The sequence below is a fragment of the Streptomyces sp. NPDC033136 genome (assembly GCF_055578235.1).
The window spans coordinates 1-19423 of record NZ_JBVIPD010000022.1; the positions used below are offsets into that span (position 1 = coordinate 1).

General features: G+C 68.7%; 19 protein-coding genes. 11 read left to right on the forward strand and 8 right to left on the reverse strand.

The genetic code is table 11. The annotated features are described in order from the left end of the window. Positions 1-758 precede the first annotated feature (758 nt). Positions 759-3419 (forward strand): helicase associated domain-containing protein, encoded by a 2661-nt coding sequence (locus ACZ5TL_RS30745; RefSeq protein WP_468593899.1) that lies wholly within the window; start codon positions 759-761, stop codon positions 3417-3419. Between the two features lie 176 nt (positions 3420-3595). Here the strand turns inward: ACZ5TL_RS30745 and ACZ5TL_RS30750 are convergent, their stop codons facing one another. Beyond that, on the reverse strand, positions 3596-3754 hold the full coding sequence (locus tag ACZ5TL_RS30750; protein WP_468593900.1) for a hypothetical protein: 159 nt from the start codon (positions 3752-3754) through the stop codon (positions 3596-3598). 63 nt (positions 3755-3817) lie between these two features. Here ACZ5TL_RS30750 and ACZ5TL_RS30755 point away from each other — a divergent pair, with 63 nt between their 5' ends. The 3 genes from ACZ5TL_RS30755 to ACZ5TL_RS30765 are packed head-to-tail and all read left to right on the forward strand — an operon-like array spanning position 3818 to position 7191. Next, positions 3818-4750 (forward strand): ABC-three component system protein, encoded by a 933-nt coding sequence (locus ACZ5TL_RS30755; protein WP_468593902.1) that lies wholly within the window; start codon positions 3818-3820, stop codon positions 4748-4750. Further along, positions 4743-5222: a three component ABC system middle component gene (locus ACZ5TL_RS30760; protein ID WP_468593903.1), complete on the forward strand. Its 480-nt coding sequence runs from the start codon at positions 4743-4745 to the stop codon at positions 5220-5222. The genes ACZ5TL_RS30755 and ACZ5TL_RS30760 overlap by 8 nt, the downstream gene beginning before the upstream one ends. Before the next feature lie 4 nt (positions 5223-5226). Beyond that, entirely contained in the window at positions 5227-7191 is a 1965-nt protein-coding gene (locus ACZ5TL_RS30765; RefSeq protein ID WP_468593904.1) for a DUF3732 domain-containing protein, read from the forward strand. A 128-nt stretch (positions 7192-7319) separates the two neighbouring features. Here ACZ5TL_RS30765 and ACZ5TL_RS30770 read toward each other — a convergent pair whose 3' ends face one another. Then, positions 7320-9005, reverse strand: coding sequence for a DUF6119 family protein (locus tag ACZ5TL_RS30770; RefSeq protein ID WP_468593905.1), 1686 nt, complete (start codon positions 9003-9005; stop codon positions 7320-7322). Positions 9006-9210: 205 nt separating this feature from the next. Here ACZ5TL_RS30770 and ACZ5TL_RS30775 point away from each other — a divergent pair, with 205 nt between their 5' ends. After that, positions 9211-10191 carry an ATP-dependent DNA ligase gene (locus ACZ5TL_RS30775; protein WP_468593906.1) on the forward strand — a complete coding sequence of 327 codons (981 nt, stop codon included), beginning with the start codon at positions 9211-9213 and terminating at the stop codon, positions 10189-10191. A gap of 323 nt (positions 10192-10514) precedes the next feature. Here ACZ5TL_RS30775 and ACZ5TL_RS30780 read toward each other — a convergent pair whose 3' ends face one another. Then, positions 10515-10733, reverse strand: coding sequence for a hypothetical protein (locus ACZ5TL_RS30780; protein WP_468593907.1), 219 nt, complete (start codon positions 10731-10733; stop codon positions 10515-10517). 314 nt (positions 10734-11047) lie between these two features. On the opposite strand from ACZ5TL_RS30780, the gene ACZ5TL_RS30785 reads away from it, so the two are divergent. Both ACZ5TL_RS30785 and ACZ5TL_RS30790 read left to right on the forward strand, forming a co-directional pair. Beyond that, positions 11048-11734: a hypothetical protein gene (locus tag ACZ5TL_RS30785; protein ID WP_468593908.1), complete on the forward strand. Its 687-nt coding sequence runs from the start codon at positions 11048-11050 to the stop codon at positions 11732-11734. 197 nt (positions 11735-11931) lie between these two features. After that, positions 11932-12141, forward strand: coding sequence for a DUF6207 family protein (locus ACZ5TL_RS30790; RefSeq protein WP_468593910.1), 210 nt, complete (start codon positions 11932-11934; stop codon positions 12139-12141). A gap of 105 nt (positions 12142-12246) precedes the next feature. Here ACZ5TL_RS30790 and ACZ5TL_RS30795 read toward each other — a convergent pair whose 3' ends face one another. Further along, positions 12247-13254: an IS3 family transposase gene (locus tag ACZ5TL_RS30795; RefSeq protein ID WP_468593912.1), complete on the reverse strand. Its 1008-nt coding sequence runs from the start codon at positions 13252-13254 to the stop codon at positions 12247-12249. A gap of 17 nt (positions 13255-13271) precedes the next feature. Then, complete coding sequence (locus ACZ5TL_RS30800) at positions 13272-13655, reverse strand: transposase (protein WP_468593913.1); 384 nt, start codon at positions 13653-13655, stop codon at positions 13272-13274. Positions 13656-13751: 96 nt separating this feature from the next. Here ACZ5TL_RS30800 and ku point away from each other — a divergent pair, with 96 nt between their 5' ends. Further along, complete coding sequence (gene ku / locus ACZ5TL_RS30805) at positions 13752-14684, forward strand: non-homologous end joining protein Ku (RefSeq protein WP_468593914.1); 933 nt, start codon at positions 13752-13754, stop codon at positions 14682-14684. Positions 14685-14744: 60 nt separating this feature from the next. On the opposite strand, the gene ACZ5TL_RS30810 is transcribed toward ku, so the two are convergent. Continuing rightward, on the reverse strand, positions 14745-15014 hold the full coding sequence (locus tag ACZ5TL_RS30810; RefSeq protein WP_468593915.1) for a hypothetical protein: 270 nt from the start codon (positions 15012-15014) through the stop codon (positions 14745-14747). Between the two features lie 266 nt (positions 15015-15280). Between ACZ5TL_RS30810 and ACZ5TL_RS30815 the strand changes: the two genes are divergently transcribed. After that, positions 15281-15451 (forward strand): hypothetical protein, encoded by a 171-nt coding sequence (locus tag ACZ5TL_RS30815; protein WP_468593916.1) that lies wholly within the window; start codon positions 15281-15283, stop codon positions 15449-15451. A 140-nt stretch (positions 15452-15591) separates the two neighbouring features. On the opposite strand, the gene ACZ5TL_RS30820 is transcribed toward ACZ5TL_RS30815, so the two are convergent. Both ACZ5TL_RS30820 and ACZ5TL_RS30825 read right to left on the reverse strand, forming a co-directional pair. Then, a complete protein-coding gene (locus ACZ5TL_RS30820) occupies positions 15592-16425 on the reverse strand; it encodes a hypothetical protein (protein ID WP_468593917.1) in 834 nt (277 codons plus the stop codon). Between the two features lie 100 nt (positions 16426-16525). Then, positions 16526-16660 (reverse strand): hypothetical protein, encoded by a 135-nt coding sequence (locus ACZ5TL_RS30825; protein WP_468593918.1) that lies wholly within the window; start codon positions 16658-16660, stop codon positions 16526-16528. Positions 16661-17166: 506 nt separating this feature from the next. Between ACZ5TL_RS30825 and ACZ5TL_RS30830 the strand changes: the two genes are divergently transcribed. Together ACZ5TL_RS30830 and ACZ5TL_RS30835 are read left to right on the forward strand one after the other, a co-directional pair. After that, positions 17167-18399, forward strand: a complete 1233-nt coding sequence (locus tag ACZ5TL_RS30830; RefSeq protein WP_468593919.1) for an aminotransferase-like domain-containing protein — start codon at positions 17167-17169, stop codon at positions 18397-18399. A 30-nt stretch (positions 18400-18429) separates the two neighbouring features. Further along, complete coding sequence (locus ACZ5TL_RS30835; protein ID WP_468593920.1) at positions 18430-19386, forward strand: D-alanine--D-alanine ligase family protein; 957 nt, start codon at positions 18430-18432, stop codon at positions 19384-19386. The last annotated feature ends 37 nt before the right edge of the window (positions 19387-19423 follow it).

The window sequence follows — 19423 nt, forward strand, 5'->3', positions numbered from 1 at the left end:
GGCTGCGCCACCCGCTCACCCCTCTTGCTGCGCAAGAGGGGTGACGGTCCGTCCGCTGCGCTCCCGGACCGGCGGGACTTCGTCCCGCTACCGGCTTTCACTTCGCTCCAGCCTGGTCGGCGGGTCCGCTGCGCTCCCCCGCCTGACGGTCCTTCCGGCTGCGCCTCCAGAACCGTTGGGGCCCGCTAGCGCGGGCCGGGCAGGCTACGAAGGAGGGGGGTCGCTCGTTCGTGTGGGTTCCAGTGTACCGCGTGCATCAGATTGATACAGCATGTACCGTTGGCGGAAACACGAGACACCCCCAACGGCGGAAGCTGCGAGGACTGATGCATCGATCTCATGATGTCAGGTACGACATAACGCCGATCAGCGTGGCCGCACTCGTGAGGAATAGCAGAATCGCGAACGTTGCAGCATCGTGGCTGCTATCCCCTGCTAGTTTTCGCAGCATCAAACCTCCTAGGGCGAGGCTCAGGGAAAGCAGGGCTGTGAACATCGTCAGGATCGGTTTTAACACGCCATCAGTCCTTGTCTGTGCTAAGTCACTTGTCTCTGTGGGCATTTCCAACCGTCTCAAAGGGTTGAAGGAGGCCTCAAGACCTGACCCGCTTCCGGTTGACGCACTTCCTCTAGCCGAAGGTATAAATCCCAACTTTTGCCGCATAGATTCTTCCTTGTCCGACTGCTCTCGTTGAGTTTGTTCGATAGCTGCTCTGTTTCACGTCCACTTACGATGGCGTCGCTCGGGGAGGAACCTCATGTCTGTGATTCAGCTCAAGGAACATCAGGTCGACCAAAAGGTGGCCTTCCGTAAGTGGGTGGGATTCCCTACAAGGTCATCTGTGCCACTCGAAGGGGCGCGGGGCACGATCGTGTCAGCAACCGGATCGGGCAAGACGATCACGGCCGCCGCGTGCGCGCTGGAGGCATTCGTGGGCGGCCGGATCCTCGTCACCGTGCCGACCCTGGACCTGCTCGTGCAGACCGCCCAGGCGTGGCGCCTGGTGGGCCACCGCTCCCCCATGGTCGCGGTGTGCTCGCTGGAGAACGACCCGGTGCTGAACGAGCTGGGGGTGCGCACCACCACCAACCCGATCCAGCTCGCCCTGTGGGCCGGGTCGGGGCCCGTGGTCGTGTTCGCCACGTACGCCTCTCTCGTGGACCGCGAGGACATCGACGCGCCCGTGGGCCAGCGGAAGGTTCGCGGGCCGCTGGAGGCCGCTCTGGCGGGCGGGAAGCGGCTGTACGGGCAGCAGATGGCCCCGTTTGACCTCGCCATCGTGGATGAGGCCCACGGAACCGCCGGTGATCTTGGTCGTCCGTGGGCGGCGATCCACGACAACAGCCGTATCCCCGCTGACTTTCGGCTCTACCTGACCGCGACCCCGCGCATCCTGGCGGCCCCCCAGCCGCGAAGGGGCGCGGAGGGCCAGGAGGCGGAGCTCGCGAGCATGGCCGACGACCCGAACGGCACGTACGGTGCGTGGCTGGCCGAGCTGGGCCTGTCGGAGGCGATCGAGCGGGAGATCCTCGCCGGGTTCGAGATCGACGTGCTGGAGATCCGCGACCCCTCGCCGGTCCTCGGGGAGTCGGAGGAGGCGCGGCGCGGCCGGCGCCTAGCCCTGCTGCAGACCGCGCTCCTGGAGCACGCCGCCGCGTGGAATCTGCGCACGGTCATGACGTTCCACCAGAAGGTCGAGGAAGCCGCCGCGTTCGCGGAGAAGCTGCCCGAGACCGCGGCCGAGCTCTACATGAACGACGCCTCGGACGAGGACCTGGCGAAGGCGGAGAAGCTGCCGAAGTCGTCGATCGACGCGGAGTTCTACGAGCTGGAGGCCGGCCGCCACGTCCCGCCGGACCGGGTGTGGTCGGCGTGGCTGTGCGGCGACCATCTCGTCTCCGAGCGGCGCGAGGTGCTGCACCAGTTCGCCAACGGGATCGACGCGGCCGGGCGCCGGGTCCACCGCGCCTTCCTCGCCAGCGTTCGCGTGCTCGGGGAAGGCGTCGACATCACCGGCGAGCGGGGAGTCGAGGCCGTCTGCTTCGCCGACACCCGCGGCTCGCAGGTGGAGATCGTGCAGAACATCGGACGCGCGCTGAGGCTCAACAAGGACGGCTCCACCAAGGTCGCCAGGATCATCGTGCCGGTCTTCCTGGAGCCCGGCGAGGACCCGCAGGACATGGTCGCCAGCGCTTCGTTCCGCCCCCTTGTCGCGGTCCTCCAGGGCCTGCGCTCGCATGATGAACGACTCGTCGAGCAGCTGGCCTCCCGCGCGCTCACGAGCGGCAAGCGCAAGGTCCACATCCGGCGTGACGAAGAGGGGCGGATCGTCGGGGCCGGCGGCGAGGGCGACGGCGAGGACCAGGAGGACGACACGCAGGCCGCTGCCGAAGCGGCGCTGCTGCACTTCTCCAGCCCGCGCGACGCCGCGACCATCGCCGCGTTCCTGCGCACCCGGGTGTACCGGCCGGAGTCGCTGGTGTGGCTGGAGGGTTATCAGGCCCTGCTCCGTTGGCGGAAGGAGAACGAGATCACCGGCCTCTACGCCGTGCCCTACGACGTCGAGGTGGAAGTGGGGGTCACGAAGGATTTCCCGCTTGGCCGCTGGGTCCACCAGCAGAGGAAGGCGCTGCGGGCCGGGGAGCTGGAGGAGCGGCGCAAGACCCTGCTCGACTTGCCGGAGGCCGGGATGGTGTGGGAGCCGGGTGAAGAGGCGTGGGAGAACAAGCTCGCCGCGCTCCGGTCCTATCGGCGGGCCACGGGGCACATTGCTCCGCGTCAGGACGCCGTGTGGGGCGAGGGCGAGGCAATGGTGCCCATCGGGCAGTACATGGCCAACCTCCGGCGGAAGGGCGGCCTGGGCAAGGACCCGAAGCGGGCGGCACAGCGCGCCAAGCAGCTGGCCGTGATCGACCCGGACTGGAACTGCCCCTGGCCGCTGGACTGGCAGCGGCACTACCGCGTCCTCGCGGACCTGGTCGACGCCGACGGCCACCTGCCCGACATCGCACCGGGCGTGCTCTTCGACGGCGATGATTTGGGCAAGTGGCTCCAGAGACAGAAGAACCCGGGCACCTGGGCGCAGCTTCTCCCCGAGCAGCAGGAGCGGCTGTCGAAGCTGGGCGTGCAGCCCGCTGAGGCCCCGTCTCCCGCCCCTGCAGCCACGCGTACGGCGAAGGGCCCGAGCAAGGCACAGCAGGCGTTCCAGCGCGGACTTGCGGCCCTCACGCAGTGGATCGAGCGGGAAGGCCATCGGCCTGTACCGCGCGGCCACGCTGAGGAGATCACGGTCGACGGCGAGACGGAACCGGTGATCATCAAGCTGGGCGTATGGGTCTCCAACACCAAGACCCGGCGCGACAAGCTCGCGGCCGATCAGCTCGACGCGCTGCGAGAGCTGGGCGTGGAGTGGGCGTAGTCGAAGGTGGGCCCGACGGCAGAGTCGGGCCCACCCTGCTCAACTCATTTCCCCTAGCAGAACCGATAACATCACCGCCGTCAGACTTGTGTTCGATTAGTGTGATGTCCTGGACAGGGCAATATCGGAATCGGGAGACTGTGGGCATGGCGTCCTCCGCGCATGAGGCATCTGCGTCAGCCCTGGGCTACATCTTCCAGGCGCAGCTTGCCCTCCTTGAGCTGCTGCGGGGACAAGAGGATCGCCCGGACGGGGCGATCAGCCTGGAGCTCCACGACGACGTTGCGTGGGAAGAAGATGGTCGGCCCGTTGAGCTCCTGCAGGTCAAGCATCACATCCGCAGTGTGCGGTCGCTCGGCGACAAGGACGACGACGTGTGGCGGACTATCCAGTCCTGGATGGACACCCACGCCCCTGGCGACGAGTACGGTCCCATGCTGACCCTGGTCACTACACAGGAGGCCCGGCCGGGTACGGCTATGGCCGCGCTCAAGGCGCCCCATCCAGCACCCGCACAGGCCCTTGACCTGCTCATCGCCGCCGCGCAGGAGTCGAAGGCCAAGGAAACGAAGGACGCACGGGCAGCTTTCCTGGCTCTTCAGCCGGCGCAGCGTGCCGTCTTCGTACGGCGGATGAGGGTCATCGACGGTTCGCCGTCCATCGACGACCTCGACGCGCAGGTGCGGGTGAAGCTCAGGGCCGCGCTTCCCGACGGGCACGCCGACTCCTTCATGCGGCAGCTGTGGGCGTGGTGGTACGAGCAGACCGTGGACATGCTGCAGAAGCGGCACACCAGCGTCTCAGTGACTCGGCTGATGCAGCGCATTAGCCGCATCCGCGACGGCTACACCTCCGACAGACTGCCCACGCTGGTGGACCGTGAGGACTTCCCGCGGGAGGCCGAGACCGAGCTGGCCGATGCCTGCTTCGTCCACCAGTTGCGCTGGGTGGGTGCCGGCCGCCAGTTGAACAAGGCGATGGTGGACTATTACCGCGCCTACACCCAGACCGTGGCCTGGCTCGAAGACGACCTGGTGGAACTCGACGAGCTGGCGCGGTTCGAGGGCAACCTCGCCGACGAGTGGCAGCGGGAGTTCGACTGGATGCTCGACGACCTGGGTGAAGATGCCACCGACCGGGAGCAGGAGCAGGCTGGCAAGGCACTGCTGCGCAAAACCCTGGACCAGACCCGGTACCGAATCCGTGAAGCGTACGACGAGGCGTTCTTCTCCCGGGGCAAGCACCACGAGCTGGCCGACCGCGGACGGGTCGGATGGCACCCCGACTTCGAGGCACGGGTGAAGAACCTGATCAGGGCCGCCCGTGCCTAGCTGGAGCCAGCGGCCGCAAGCCAGCGCCGCCTTCCTCAACCCTGCCCTCGTCGCCGCCGTCGCCGCCACTGCGGCACGCGACTACGAGCGGGAGGCCTCCGGCAGGCTGATGCCGTGGCCGATGGCCTTCGTCGTGGCCCCGCTGGTCCTGCACCGGCCCACGCGGCAAGCGCTGCCCACCTCGACGCGCACCCACCTGACGAAGTGGGTGGCAGACCACCCGGCACTCGTCGCGGGCCTTGCCGCCCGCAGCACCTCACTCGCACCCTCCATTCGGGAAGGTCTGCGCTTCGGGCTCCGCCACCAGATGCTCACCATCGAGCAGGGCTCCCTCAAGAGCAGGATCCCGTCGACATCCCGTACCGAGGGCGAACTTGCCGACCTGATCAAGGCCGCATCGTTGATAGGCCGCTGGACTGCCAAGTCCGACAACCCTTCCACCGTGTTTGCGCTGCTGGGCGTGAGACCCTGAGCCAGTGCAGATCCGGTCGATCATCCTCTACAGCAAGAGCGGCGAAAAGCGCATCCTGGACTTCCGGCTCGGCGAGCTCAACATCGTCACCGGCACCTCCCAGACAGGCAAGAGCGCGCTGCTCGACATCGTCGACTTCTGCCTCGGCAGGGACGAGGCCACGCTCCCGATCAGCCCGATCTTCAACACCGTCGCGTGGTATGCAGTCATCCTGCAGCTGCCCGACACCCGCATCCTGGCCGCACGGCCGGCACCTCGCCCCGGCGCCAAGTCTGTCACCAACGCCATGCTCGAAGTCGGCAACGACCTCGGTATCCCGGAACTGCCCGACCTCCGCGTCAACACCGACTCCACACAGCTGCGCCAGCAGCTCGGACGCCGGATCGGAATCGGAGACACCCGCAGCGAACCAGCGCCGGGGAGCCTGCTCTCCCCGCTCAGCGCCAACCTCGGCCATGCCGTCCTGCTCTGCCTGCAGAACCAGGATGAAGTCGCTTCCAAACGGGCCCTGTTCCACCGGCAGAACGAGCGCGGCATCCCCGAGAGCCTCAAGGCCACGATCCCCTATTTCCTCGGGGCGGTCCCAGAGGACCAGGCCGCGCTTCAGCAGCAGCTCACCCAAGCCAAACGGGCCCTCCGCCGCGCCGAGAACGACCTCAAAGCCGCCCAGGAAGCAAACCAAGGCATCGAGGCCCGCCTTGAGTCCCTCCTCGGTGAAGCCCGCGTCCACGGACTGCTCACCGACAACAGCGTCGACACCTCCGACAGAGCAGCCGTCATCGAGGCCCTGCAGCAGGCTGCCTCCTTCCGGCCCACCCCGGACAACGCAGACGAGGAACAGCGGCGGCAGGAACTCCTCCTCACCGAGCAGTCATCGGCTCTCCGGCGGCAGCTGCGCTCCCTCGCAGAAGAACGCCAGCTCCTGAACGACCTGGAGACACAGGCTGCCGGTTACACCGGCGCCGTCGCCCGCGGCATGTCACGTCTGTCTGCCCTCAATCTCGTGCCCGACGGCTTCCCCGGCGAACACAGCTGCCCCCTGTGCGGAAACGAACTGGACGAGCCCGACCCCACCGTCGCCGATATGCACACCACCCTCGCAGACCTCCGAGGCCAGCTCGACAGCGTCCAAACCGTCCAGCCCCGCCGCGAGCAGGCCCTGCGCGAGATCGAGCAGGCGGCGACGCGCCTACGCGAACAGCTCCGCGGCATCGAAGGCGCCCTGAGCATCATCGCCGAACAGCGCAACCAGCAGGCCGGCCTCCTAGGACAGGCCGAAGCCCAGGCCTACACCCGCGGCAGGATCAGCGCCTACCTGGGCCAGATCAACACCACGACCGACAGCGGACACCTCCAGCGCCTGGAATCAGACGTCGCCGTCGCCCAGCGGCTCGTCCAAGGCCTCGAAGAGCAGCTCGACACCGAGACCATCGACGACAAACTCACCCACGGCCTCAGCTACCTCAGCGGCAAGATGACCGGCCACGCCCGAACCCTGAAACTCGAACACGGCGACCGCCTGGTCCGTCTGGACCTCAAAAAGCTCACCATCGTCGCCGACACCGTCGAGGGCATCACCGAACTGCTCCGTATCGGCAGCGGCAAGAACCACGTCGGCTACCACGTGGCCACCCACCTCGCCCTCCACCAGTACTTCGTCGCCAACAGCAGGCCCGTACCCCGCTTCCTCATGCTCGACCAGCCGACCCAGCCCTACTACCCCTCCGACATGGCCAAACAGCGAGGCCGGCTGGAGGACATCGCCCTGGACGAAGACCGAGTGACCGTCACCCGCCTCTTCGAACTCATGCACCAGGTCGTCAGGGAGCTGTCCCCGAACTTCCAGATGATCGTCAGCGACCACGCGGACCTGCCCCACGACTGGTACCAGGCATCCATCCGCTACAACTGGCGCAACGGCGAAAAGCTCATCCCGGCCACCTGGCTCAACGACAACCCCACCCCGTAGCCAGGCACCCTCTCCACTCTCAGCATCCACCCCGGGCAGAACCGGCAACAGCGTTCTTCGACCGCGCCTTCGTGCACACCGACTGACTGCTACTCGGCAGCATGCAGGCGAGGGTGCGGCCCCTTGCGTCAGCGGCGGATAGCGACGACTTCGACCTCCGCGTTCATCGCGCGCAGCCGCCTGACTGCCTGGAGCAGCGAGACCTGGGCAAACGCGAAGAGCGAGTCAACACGGATGTCCTGGCCGTCCTTCAGGAGGATCCCGAAGACAACCCGGAGCGTGCCGAAGTCGTCGAGTAGGCGGTGGTCCGGCGTGTGTGCGGCGACCTGGTCAAGGAATTTGGTCCGTACTTCAAGGTCGCTGCGCAGCGTCTCGACGGCGACCACGCCCTGGGCGAAGAGGTGGTTGAGAGGGGCCGTGCTGGCGGGTGCCTTCTTGATGCAGATCAATTGGTTCTCGGGGCCGAGAACGTCGCAGATCTCCAGGCCTCCTCCCCTGAACTTCCCCGTGACGATGTCTTTCTTGTCGAAGAGCAGGTACCCGTCCGGCTTCGCCGCTTGGTGGTTGAACCAGTCCTCGTCGTGAGAGTCGCGGCCTTTGGAATCGAGCGGGCCTTTGGTCCAGCGCGGGAGGGTGACCGTCTGCGGCTGGGTGAACAGGGCGGTGAGTTCCTCTTCCAGGGTCTCGAGGAAGCCTGCCCCTACCTCGAACCATTTGCCGTTGCCGTAGAACAGGCGGTCTGTGCCCATCGTGATGTCGGCGATGAGCCACTCTTTCCCGTTGGTGGTGACGCTGGCCGGGGTCAGGAAGTCGTCGTCGCTGAACATGGTGACCCGTACGTCGCCGAGGGCTTTGAGCCGTTCTCCCTCAGGCTTGTCCTGTACGAACTGCAGTAGGTGGTGCAGTTCCAGGTCGTTCGTCTCGATCGTGCGGGCGCCTCGTCTGGCGCGGAACGCCTGGGCAGAGCTGTAGCTTTCCTGGCACGAGTCAGGAATCCCAATGATCAGACGGGGACTGTCCGGGTCCGCAAGGTGCTTTTCCAGGATGGCCTGGGCCTGCACCGCCTTTTGGCTGCGGCTGTCGAGGGTGTGGACCCTGCTGACAAAACGCAGTTGCGGCAGCGGATCAGGTCTTGCACACACGTCCTCGATCGCTTGCAGGTCGCTCAGGAACTGTTCCACGGTGGTGGCCAGGGGAAGCTTGATGGTGGCCTGTGAGCACTCGACGCGGACCTGTCGTGTCCTGTCGGCCTCCAGGGAAGTCAGTGACAGTCCGCTGACAGTGCCACAGATGCGGCGGACAACGGCACCGAAACGGTCCAGACCAAAGTCGTCGATCCGCTCGCCCCGTGACACCGAGTACTCGTCGACCCGACCTCTGCCGTCCATGATCTGGTTGCGGATTTTGATGACCCCGTCGTCGTCGAGGCAGCGGGTCGCGAACTCCAATCCGAACTCGTCGTCACGGAAGTAGGGGTCCAGCATGTGCTGCCCCACCCCGTAGCTCAGCGCGTAAGTGCCGCGGCCGGTGCGCATGAGAATGAGTCCTGCCGCGGCGCGGCTGCGTTCATTGACTTCCAGTCCGGTGATGGATTCCACCGCGCTGCACCAGTCGGCGCGCTCTCGGGGAACGCCTCCGGTGATCAGCAAGCCCTCCATCCCCTGGCGGGTGAACTCCCTGGCCTGGTAGTCCTCACTGTCGAGGTATCTCTCGCGGACGAACGTGCGCAGTTCCGGGGTCGTGCCCTCGGAGGGCCTGAGCCGGTGGAGGGTGGACTTACGAGTGGCGGATCGGGATGTGCGGCTACTACCCAAGACGGCCTCCCCGCGTGCGAAGCACTTGAAGACACTACGAAAGCAGACAGGGTGCCGTCTTCACCACCGAACAGATCTATCCGGCCCCAAGGGGAATGCCGGACGGACGGAAGCTGCCCAAAGCATGCGAGCGGAGTTGTACCTCCCTCACCGGGCGATGCGCAGCCACTCGGGTGGCGGACAGGGCGGGTGGAAGGGATGGGAGGTGACATGGACGCTGCCGGAGCCGATGCTGACCACCCCCGTGTCCGTGCCCGATCTGCGGCCTGGCTGTGCTGCGGAGCCGAAGTGGGACGGATTTCGGGCTCTCGTCTCCGTCGAGGCGGGCCGGGTGGTGCTGCGCTCGAGGCGCGGCACCGAGATGGCGGCCTCGTTTCCGGAGATCGTGGCCGGGGCCGTGCAGCTACCGGACGCGACCGCGCTGGACGGCGAGCTGGTCGTATGGGACGCCGCGGGCCGCCTCGCGTTCGAGCAGTTGCAGAACCGGTTTGCCCGGCGCGGCACCGGGGCGGCCCGGGCGGCACAGGAGTGGCCGGCCCACTTCGTCGCGTTCGATCTGTTGCGGCTGTCCGGGACGGACACGACCTCTTGGCCGTACCGGAGGCGCAGGGCCGCGCTGGAGTCCTTGTTCGCAGCCCGCCGGCTCATCGCGCCGTGGGCGCTGTGCCCGTCGACCACCGAGGCCGACGTCGTGCGCGAGTGGCTGACGTGGGCGTCGGTCGGGATGGAGGGCCTGGTCTTCAAAAGGCTGGACGATGTCTACAAGCCGTCGGTGAGGGGATGGCAGAAATACAAGGTCCGCGAGACGAGCGAGGCGATCGTCGGCGCGATCACCGGCCCTCTGGCCGCGCCCCGCACGCTGCTGCTCGGCAGGTACGACGACGAAGGCCACTTTCAGTACGTCGGCCGCACCACCACCCTCGCCCAGGCGGCAGGTGCGGCGGTCGCCGGTCTGCTCGCTCGAGGGCGGCGCGGTCATCCGTGGACAGGCTGGTCGTTCTCCGCCGGGTGGGGCAGCCAGGAGAAGCTGAACGTCACGCTGGTGGAACCCGAGCTGGTGGTGGAAGTCGGCGTCGACGTCGCCCGCGACGCCTCCGGCCGGTGGCGGCATCCCGCACGCTGGCACCGTGCCCGCCCCGACCTCTCCCCCGCCGACGTCCCCCGCCTGACGTCACCGCCGCACTGACGGCGACCGGGCGCGGAGGCCCCGCCGACGCGCAACACGAAGATCGCGCCCCGATCCCCGGCTGCGGACGCGCCGCCCATCCCGCCCTCCCTCATCCTCAACTCCAGCCAGGGCATGGGCGAAGGGGTCGCAACGGGGATGTCAGCGGCCCGACCACGCCGAAACCGCGTGGTGACGTGCACGGATACGGGGACGGCCCGCCGGGGTGCGCAACATTAGGCGCAACCCCTAGCGCAACCAGATGACGCAACCTCTAGCGCAACCCTTGCCGCAACCCCGGCGGCGTGCGGCGTCCGGGCGGGCCCTCATGCGGCCCGTGCTGCTCACTGAGTGCGGGCCAGCTGCCGCAGCTCGGTGCGCGCCGCCGGCGCCGAGCGGGCGGTGTCCCAGTAGGGATGCCACCACAGGCGTACGGACAGGAGCAGCAGGCGGCGACGCAGGGCGGTGGTGTCGCGGGGGCGGGGTGCGGCGAGCGCGGCGTAGGTGGCGTTCCAGGCGGCTTGCGTCTGCACCAGGTCGTCGGGGAAGTCGGTCACGTCCATACCGGCATTAGATCGCTTGTTCGATTTTGCTGTCATCTTGGACACGCCGCCCGGCCGGCCAGCCGCGGTCGGGCCTGGGGGCGGTGCGGCTGGAGTCGCGGTCGGCCTCATGGTCGGGGTTCGCGGTCGCCCCGACCATGACGACTCAACTTCCGCAGCGGCGTCCGGATGGGTGCTTTTTCCCTCGCGTACGCGGGCGCCGTTCTAGCGACATGCATCCAACTTGCCTGTTTTCAAAGGCCATTGACATGGTTTTAGGTGTTCTGTCATGTTCTGTTCGCCAGCTTCGAGGCGAACGAGCGAGAGGTGATCTCATGGCACGACGAACCGAGTACGACGAGGGCCAGGCCGCCAAGCGCCTGAAGGTGTCCGCAGCTGCCTTCCGGTGGGCGCGGCACGCCAGGCTCATCCCCGATCCGGACGTGTCCTCCTGGCAGTGGTCCCGGGAGGCTGTGGAGGCGCTGGACGCCGACGCCATCCGGGCCGCGATGCCCTCCCCGCCGATCTCCGGCGGCGCGGCGGCGGACCGGATCGCCGAAGCCCTGGGCACTCCGAACGTGATCGGTGAGAAGGCGAACGTGACGGCCTTCGTGGTCCGGCGGTTCGTCGACCGTGGACTACTGGTCGACCTGAGCGCGAACCCCGACGGGACGCTGCACCATCCCGGTCAGGTCGCAAAGGTCTGCCAGCGTGAGGACCTGGCGGACCTGGTCGCCGCCGACACCCCGCTGGGACCGGAGCAGGCCGCCGCGCGACTCGGTGTGCGCAGGGTTGAGTTCGACTGGATGGTGCGGCTCGGCTGGATCCGCTCCCCGCAGTCGATCGAGGTCCGCTTCGGCACCAGCCGGGCAGGGGCCGTCGACGTCGCGCTCTACACCACGGCGTCGGTCGACGCGATCCCCGCCGCGCACCCCGAGGTCGACTTCGAGCAGCTGCGCTCGGTGGAGAAAGGCCGGCGCTCCCCGCTCGCGGTGCTGGCGAGGCAGGCCGCCGTGGCGTGACGTCGACGGGCCCCGTTCGTTGAACGGGACTGCGGAGCAAGCGACATGCCTCCGGGGCCGGTTGGGTCCCGGAGGCATCGTCGTTTTTCAGGTCAGGGGTGGCCGGCAACCACCAAGGCCTCGCGCGAGCCGTCCCCGGTCGGGTGAAGACGTTCGGACGGAAGAACCTCCGGGGGCGTCGGCACGTCGTGCCAGGTATGAGGCAGATCAATGACGCGCATGTGGCGCTGCCGGGCCTGGCCGTGGTGGAGGTGGCGGCCTCCGATGACGAGACCGCCTTCGCTGTTCAGGAACTGCTGGCCGCGCAGTGCGCGATCGCGCCGGCGGACCGTACGACCAAGGAGCCAGGCGAGCCCGGTGTACGGCTGCGGTTCTTCCTGGACCTGCACCAGGACGCCGACGTGTAGGCCTGCGGCAGGGTGCCGGCCTTGCTCGTGACGAGCCCTGGCGCGGCTCCTACGCTGGAGGTGCTCGGGGCGGAAGATTTCAAGTCCAGTGAGACGGTTGTGACGCTATGAGGTTTGTGGTGCGGGTTCCCTGCGTTTGGCCGGGTCGTTGATCCATGCCTGCTGGGGTATCTGGGGTGGTCGGGGGCGGCGTCCGAAGCGTTCGGGGTGGCGGGCGTATGCCTCGGCGAGGGTGACGGCTCGCTGGTCGCGGACCTCCTCGGCGGTGCCGAAGTGCACGCTGGCGGGCGTGTGCCAGCCGATGCCCGAATGCCGGTGCTCGTGGTTGTAGTACGCGATGAACGCGTCGAACCACTCGCGGGCATGGGCCAGCGAATCGAACCGATCGGGGTAGTCGGACATGAACTTCGTGGTCTTGAAGTGGGCCTCGCTGTAGGGGTTGTCGTTGGAGGTCTTCGGCCGCGAGTGCGACCGTGTGACGCCGAGGTCGATCAGCAGCTGCGAAACCTTCTTGGAGGTCATCGAGGTGCCGCGGTCGGCGTGCACGGTCTCCGGCACGATGCCGTTGCGGGCGATAGCCTCGCGGATCAACTCCTCGGCCCGCGCCGCTGATTCGGCCCGCTCGACGGTGTGGCCGACGATGTACCGGCTGAAGATGTCGATGATGACGTAGGCGTGATACCAGACGCCCTTGACCGGTCCGGCTGCCTTGGTGATGTCCCAGGTGAACACCTGCGACGGTGCGGTGGCCACCAGCTCGGGCACCGTCTTCGCCGGGTGGGTGGCCTGGCGGCGGCGTTCGCCGGACTGCCCCTTTTCGCGCAGGATCCGGTACATCGTGGAGACCGAGCAGTGGTAGCGCCCGGCGTCCAGCTCGCGGGCCCAGATCTGCGCGGGAGGAAGCTCGGCGTACTCGACGCTGTTCATCAACTCCAGTACCGCAGCCCGTTCTTCTGCCGTCAGGGCCGAGGGCTGGACCTGCGGCGAGCGGGGCCTGCGCGGCGGCGCCGGACGCAGCCGGCGGTAGTGGGTGGCCCTTGAGCGGCCGGTCAGACGGCACGCGGCCGTGATGCCCAGCTTGTCCTCGACGCCGGTGAACGCGTCGTCGACCACCGGGTCGGCGGCAGCCTTCAGTCCGCGCCCTCGGAGATCATTTCCAAGAGCGCGGAAGCTTTTCCCATTACCTCCAACGCGGCCTTGTTCCGGGCCAGTTCCTTCTCCAGCTGTTCCACCTGGCGGCGCAGCTTCTCGTTCTCCGCCTCGGTGGCCGACTTCTTCGGCCGGGCCGGGCTGGTGCGCTTGTCGACCAGCTTCTCCAGGGCCCCGGCGTCCCGCGCAGCCCGCCACTCCTTCACATGCGAGTGGTAGAGGCGCTCGCGGCGCAGGATCGCGCCCTTCTCGTTCTTGGGCGCCGCGTCGTACTCGGCCACGATCCGCAGCTTGTACTCGGGAGTGAAGGAACGGCGCTTCGGCCTGGGAGCCGGATCGGACTCGGCGGGGGCGGTGCTCGTCATAGGGGGTGATTCTCCTGTCGTGCCCTCTCAGGCTAACCCGCCGAAGCGAGACGTCTCACCCAAGGCTGACAGAGAGGGGGGCTGCGGAGGTGTGCCATGCCCGCGAGCATCTTCAACGGCGTTATCTCGTTCGGGCTGGTCGGCGTCCCGATCACGGTCCTGAGCGCGACCGAAGATCACAGCGTGCGCTTCCGGCGGATCCACACCGCCGACCGGGGCCTGGTGCGCAACCGCTACTGGTGCGAGGTGGAGGACCGCGAGGTCACCTTCGGCGAGATCGGGAGAGGCTATGAACTGCCGGACGGCCGGGTCATCCCCGTCACGGACGAAGAGCTTCGGGCCCTGCCGCTGCCCACAGCGCGCGCCATCGAGCTGATCGCCTTCATCCCGGCCACCGCCGTCGACCCGCTCCGCATCGGCCCCGGCTACTACCTCCAGCCGCAGGGCGCCGTGGCCGCCAAGCCGTACCTGGTGCTGCGGCACGCCCTGGAGCGGGCTTCGCGGGTCGCTGTCACACGGTTCGCGTGGCAGGGCCGTGAGCGGCTCGGTCTGTTGCGGGCCCGTGGCGATGTGATCGCGTTGCACGGCTTGTTGTGGCCGGACGAAATCCGCGATCCCGCCGCCGTGGTGCCCCCGCCGGTCCAGCTGGACGAAGACGAGATCGGCGAGGCCGTGGCGCTCATCGAGGCCATGACCCGCGACGACCTCACCGGCTCCGAGTTCACCGACCACTACAGCGAGGCGCTGCACGAGGTGATCGAGGCCAAGCGGGAAGACCGCCAACTGCCGCACGCCCCGGAGCCGGAGGCGCGGCCAGGTCAGCTGGTGGACCTGATGGCCGCGCTGCAGGAGTCGGTCGACAAGGCCCGGGCGGCGCGGGGCGAGACGGGCGACACGGACCAGCAGGAGGCGCCAGCCATACCGGCGAAGAAGGCCGTGCGGAAGACGCCGGGGAAGGCGACCGCTCGGACGGCGCCCTCGAGGAACGCCAGGCGATCGGGCGATCAGCGAGGTACACCAGCACGCTGACCTGCCCCTGGTCGGGCCCGTGGTCGGGGCGTCCCGGGCCGTGGTCGGCCTGCCGGGTGCCTAGTCGGCGGCGTGGTCGGGGTCGGGGAGCTCTGGCGGGAAGTGCCGCTCCAGGATCTCCGCCCACCGGTGCAGGACGACAAAGCCGGTGGTGTCGGCCTGCGCCTGGACCAGCTCGGTCAGGGCGTCGATGAACGGTTGCGCGGCTGTGCCCGGCGGCATCTCGGCGGCTGCCTGCTTCAGGCGTTCGTGCGCGGCCGGGAAGACGCCCTTGGCCCACTCATCCTGCTCCCTGACGCGCCGGGCGCCTTCCTTCCAGTTGATCTGCATGATCGTGTACTGCGGGCAATCGGGCGTATGCCACATCTGGTGGGGCGTCCCGACCCCGACGCAGGCATTTTCGGGACTTGGTCCTGCCTTGCAGTCGGGACACACTTCGCCTTCTGTCTCCGCCCAGCCCTGCATCGAGACACTCCCCTCGCCTGGAGGGCAAGAGCCTGCCACGGGTGATCACTGGCTGGCCAGAGCTTCGGCCGTGGGGGGCTGGTGACCTTCCGGTATGGCCATCGGTGGGGCCGGTCGTCCAAGGTGGGGCGATGAGCGAGCTCCGACCCGGTGATATCACTGACGAGATGCGCCAGGCCGTGGACACGGCACGGCGACAGGGACTGCAGAAGGATCTGCGCACCCTCGCGGCCACCATCCGCGCCGACGCCGAAGGCCGGTACGACGGCGCGGAACCCGGGTGGCGGGCCGGCGTCGAGTGAACGCTGCTATGGATCGAGAACACCGCCAGCCAGCTGACCGAGGGCAGGCCGAAGCAAGCCGGTGGCGGGTGAGCAGCGCGCTGACCTGCCGTGGTCGGGCTGCGCGAGACGCCTGGTACGGCACGTCAGATACGGCGGGCTCAGCGGCGGCGAAGTTCCTCGGACCAGTCCCGGAGCGGGCCTTCGAGGATGAGGTTGTCCCCGCGGCTCACGGTCTGGAGCAGCTGGGCGCACACGGTCGCTTCGGCGGCGAGGCCGGCCGGGCTGCCCAGGACGGGGAAGGCGCCGCGGACGCGGGCAGCGGTGTCCGGCTGGAGCAGCGTGTAGGCGTAGAAGGTGGCAGCGTCGAACCCCTCCGGAGCTCGCCCCCAGCCCTCCCAGTCCAGAAGCCGCAGAGGCGCGGTGACGTTCGCCCAGTGCAGGTCGGCGTGGGCGGTGGTCCAGCAGGTCACGGCCGGGGCCAGGATGCCCACGAACTCGGGGATCGCCCGGTCCATGTACTGCTGACGTACGGCGACACGGTCAGTGACAGTCGCCGACACTTTCTCCAGCGTCTTGGTCAGGTCGGCCCACCAGGAGCCGGTCAGCTGGAGGTCGTGCTGGAGGATCGGGTCGTCGGACAGGACGGGCTGGTCGACGCGGGCTGACAGCTCCGCCCGGTAGGCCGTGCCGTCGTCGACGGCGTCGTGCACGGCCAGGAGCTCGGGGCGGTGCCCGTCGAGGTCGCCGAAAGCGTGCTGTGCGTCCAGGGCGCCGTCCCACAGCTTCCCCGACGCCTTGGCCTCCGGGGCGGACACCAGCCGCAGCCACGCCGGGGCGCCGGCGGCGGTGCGGACCGGGGCGCCCAGAGTGCGCCCGGCCCACCCCCAGAACTCCCCGCCCGGCTCGGTCTGGACGTCCAGGGCCTTCGCGGCGCGGGCGTGGTGGGTGCGCATGCGCTGTTCGGTGTCCGGGTCAGGGGGAGGCGAGTACATGAGTGATCTCCGGCAACTGGGCGGCGGCCAGGGAGGCGCGTCATGCCCGGCGTAACGCGGCGAACTGCCGTACGGGCACGGCATCCTGTTCCATCTGTGATCAGTCGCCGCCCCGGGGCGAAAGCCCCCAGCCCTCGGGAGTCGGATGCTTGGAACGGACGACGGTGGTCGTGGCCGCCAGGACGTTGCCGTCTTGGCCGTACTGAATGGCCTCGTAGACCACGACTGGAAGCATGGCGTACCTGGGCAAGCCGAGGGCTTCAAGTTCATCCGCAGACGCGCCACGTGCTGTGACCTGTCGTTCGACACGCGTGCATCCGGGAATCACTGGCGCCGGGGAGTCCTCTCCTCCGCGACTGATGCGGGGCTCCTGTGCGGTCACCGGGGTCTCCTGAGTTGAGGGCATGGCGGGCGATCCGAGCGTACGCGGGGACACCAACACCTCGACCCCGGTCTGGACAGCAGGGAGAACCGCACGCCGGAGCGATCGAGGTCCGTGACATCGGATGGGCGGGCTGATCTCCGGCCTGGCGCTGACGTCGCCGCCGTCTGCGACGCGCTCTGCCACCGGAGCCGGCTGCCCGGCAGCGGACTCGTACGGGGCGCGGTGGTCGAGCGCAGGCCAGTAGTGTCTGTGACCTCCAGTGGTGACGGACAGGGAGCGTGCGAATGCAGCCTGATGAACCATCCCGGCGGGGCGCCGATCCATGGCTTGGCCACTATGCGCAGCGGGCGGCGGGGATGGTCGCGTCCGAGGTGCGGGCGCTGTTCGCGGTGGCGTCGCGCCCTGAGATCGTGTCGCTGGCCGGCGGGATGCCCAACGTGAGCGCCTTGCCCATGGATGCCGTCGCCGCGCTGATGGCCGACCTGGTGACGGAGCGAGGGTCGATCGCGCTGCAGTACGGATCCGCTCAGGGGGATCCGAGCCTGCGCGAGACGATCTGCGCGGTGATGGCCGAAGAAGGCATCGACGCCCATCCGGATGACGTGGTGGTCACCGTCGGTTCGCAGCAGGCGCTGGACCTGGTCGCGCGCGTGTTCCTCGACCCGGGCGACACGGTGGTCACCGAGGGTCCGACCTATGTCACCGCGCTGGGGACGTTCGCCGCGTATCAGGCTCGCGCCGTTCACGTGGACATGGATGAGCGGGGGGTGCTGCCCGAGGCGTTGGCGGAGACGTTCGCCCGGCTGGAGCGCGCCGGGCGGCCAGCGAAGCTGTTCTACACGGTGCCCACCTTCCAGAACCCGGCCGGGGTCACACTGGCTGCCGAGCGGCGGTTACGCGTCCTGGAGGTGTGTCGCCGGGCCGGGGTGCTGGTGCTGGAGGACAACCCCTACGGGCTGCTGCACCTGGAGGGCGAGCCGATGCGGGCCCTGCGTGCCGACGCTCCCGCGGACGTCGTCTACCTGGGCTCGTTCTCCAAGACCCTGGCGCCGGGGCTGCGGGTGGGCTGGGCGCTGGCGCCGTCCGCGGTGCGGGACAAGCTGGTGCTGGCTGCCGAGAGCGCGATGCTGTCCCACTCCGCTTTCGCCCAGCTCGCCGTGGACCGGTACCTGCGCACCCAGCCGTGGCAGGAACAGCTGAAGGCCTTCCGGGAGATGTACCGGGAGCGGCGTGATGCGATGCTCAACGCCCTCCAGGAGCACATGCCGGCGGGGGTGTCGTGGACGCGGCCGGGCGGCGGCTTCTTCGTATGGGTGACGCTGCCCGAGGGTTTGGACTCCAAGGCCATGCTGCCCCGGGCGGTCCAGGCGAGGGTGGCCTACGTACCCGGCACCGGCTTCTACGCCGACGGGGCCGGCCGCCGGGCCATGCGTCTGTCGTACTGCTATCCGCCGCCGGAGCGCATCCGGGAGGGCGTGCGGACCCTGGCTGAGGTGATCGGCACCGAGCTGGAGCTGTGGGAGACCTTCGGCACCACCGCGCACCCGCACAGCCCTGGCCCGCAGGTCCCGGGCCCGGACCACTCCTGACGCCCCGACAGCCAGAGGAACGGAATCAGCATGAGCGACCTGAACGTCATCGTCATCGCCGGGGGCCTGTCACCGGAGCGCGAGGTGTCACTGCGCTCCGGGGCGAGGGTGGCCGACGCGCTGCGCCGGGCCGGGGTCGAGGTGGAACTCCGCGACGTCGGCAAGGACCTGCTGCCCGCACTGGCGCAGGACCCATCGGGCGTGGTCTTCCCCGTGCTGCACGGCATCGCCGGGGAGGACGGGACCATAAAGGAGGTCCTGGAGCTGGCCGGGGTGCCCTATGTCGGCGCCCGCCCGCACGCGTGCCGTACGGCGTTCGACAAGACCACCGCCAAGGCGATCCTGGAACAGGCCGGGCTGAAGACGCCTGAGGCGGTGACGCTGCCGAAGCAGGCGTTCCACGACATGGGCGCGGCCGCGCTGACGGCCCGGGTCGTGGAACGGCTGGGTCCTGAGCTGTTCGTCAAACCGCGCGCGTGCGGCAGCGCGTTCGGCGTGAGCCGGGTGGATTCTGCAGAGGACCTGCCGCAGGCCCTGATGGCCTGCTTCGCGTACCACGATGAGGCGCTGATCGAGCAGCGGGTGACAGGCACGGAGATCGCCGTGGCAGTAGCCGATCTCGGCGACGGGCCGCGCGCGCTGCCCGTGGTGGAGATCGTCGCTGACGGCCTGTACGACTACACCGCCCGCTACACCCCCGGCGCGGTCGAGTTCCACTGTCCGGCCCGCCTGCCCGCCGACGTGGCGCAGGAGGCCGCCCGGGTGGCCGTCGCCGCGCACCAGGCGCTGGGGCTGCTGGACCTGTCGCGCACCGACGCGATCGTCACCGAGGCCGGGGAGGTCTTCGTCCTGGAGACGAACGTCGCCCCCGGGATGACCGAGACCAGCACCTACCCCATGGCGCTCGCGGAGGCCGGCCTGGACTTCGGGGGCTTCTGCCGCGATCTCGCGGCGCAGGCAGCACACCGAAACGGCCGGTCTGCCTGACGACACACGACGGCCGCCGCACCCCGGGCGCAGCAGG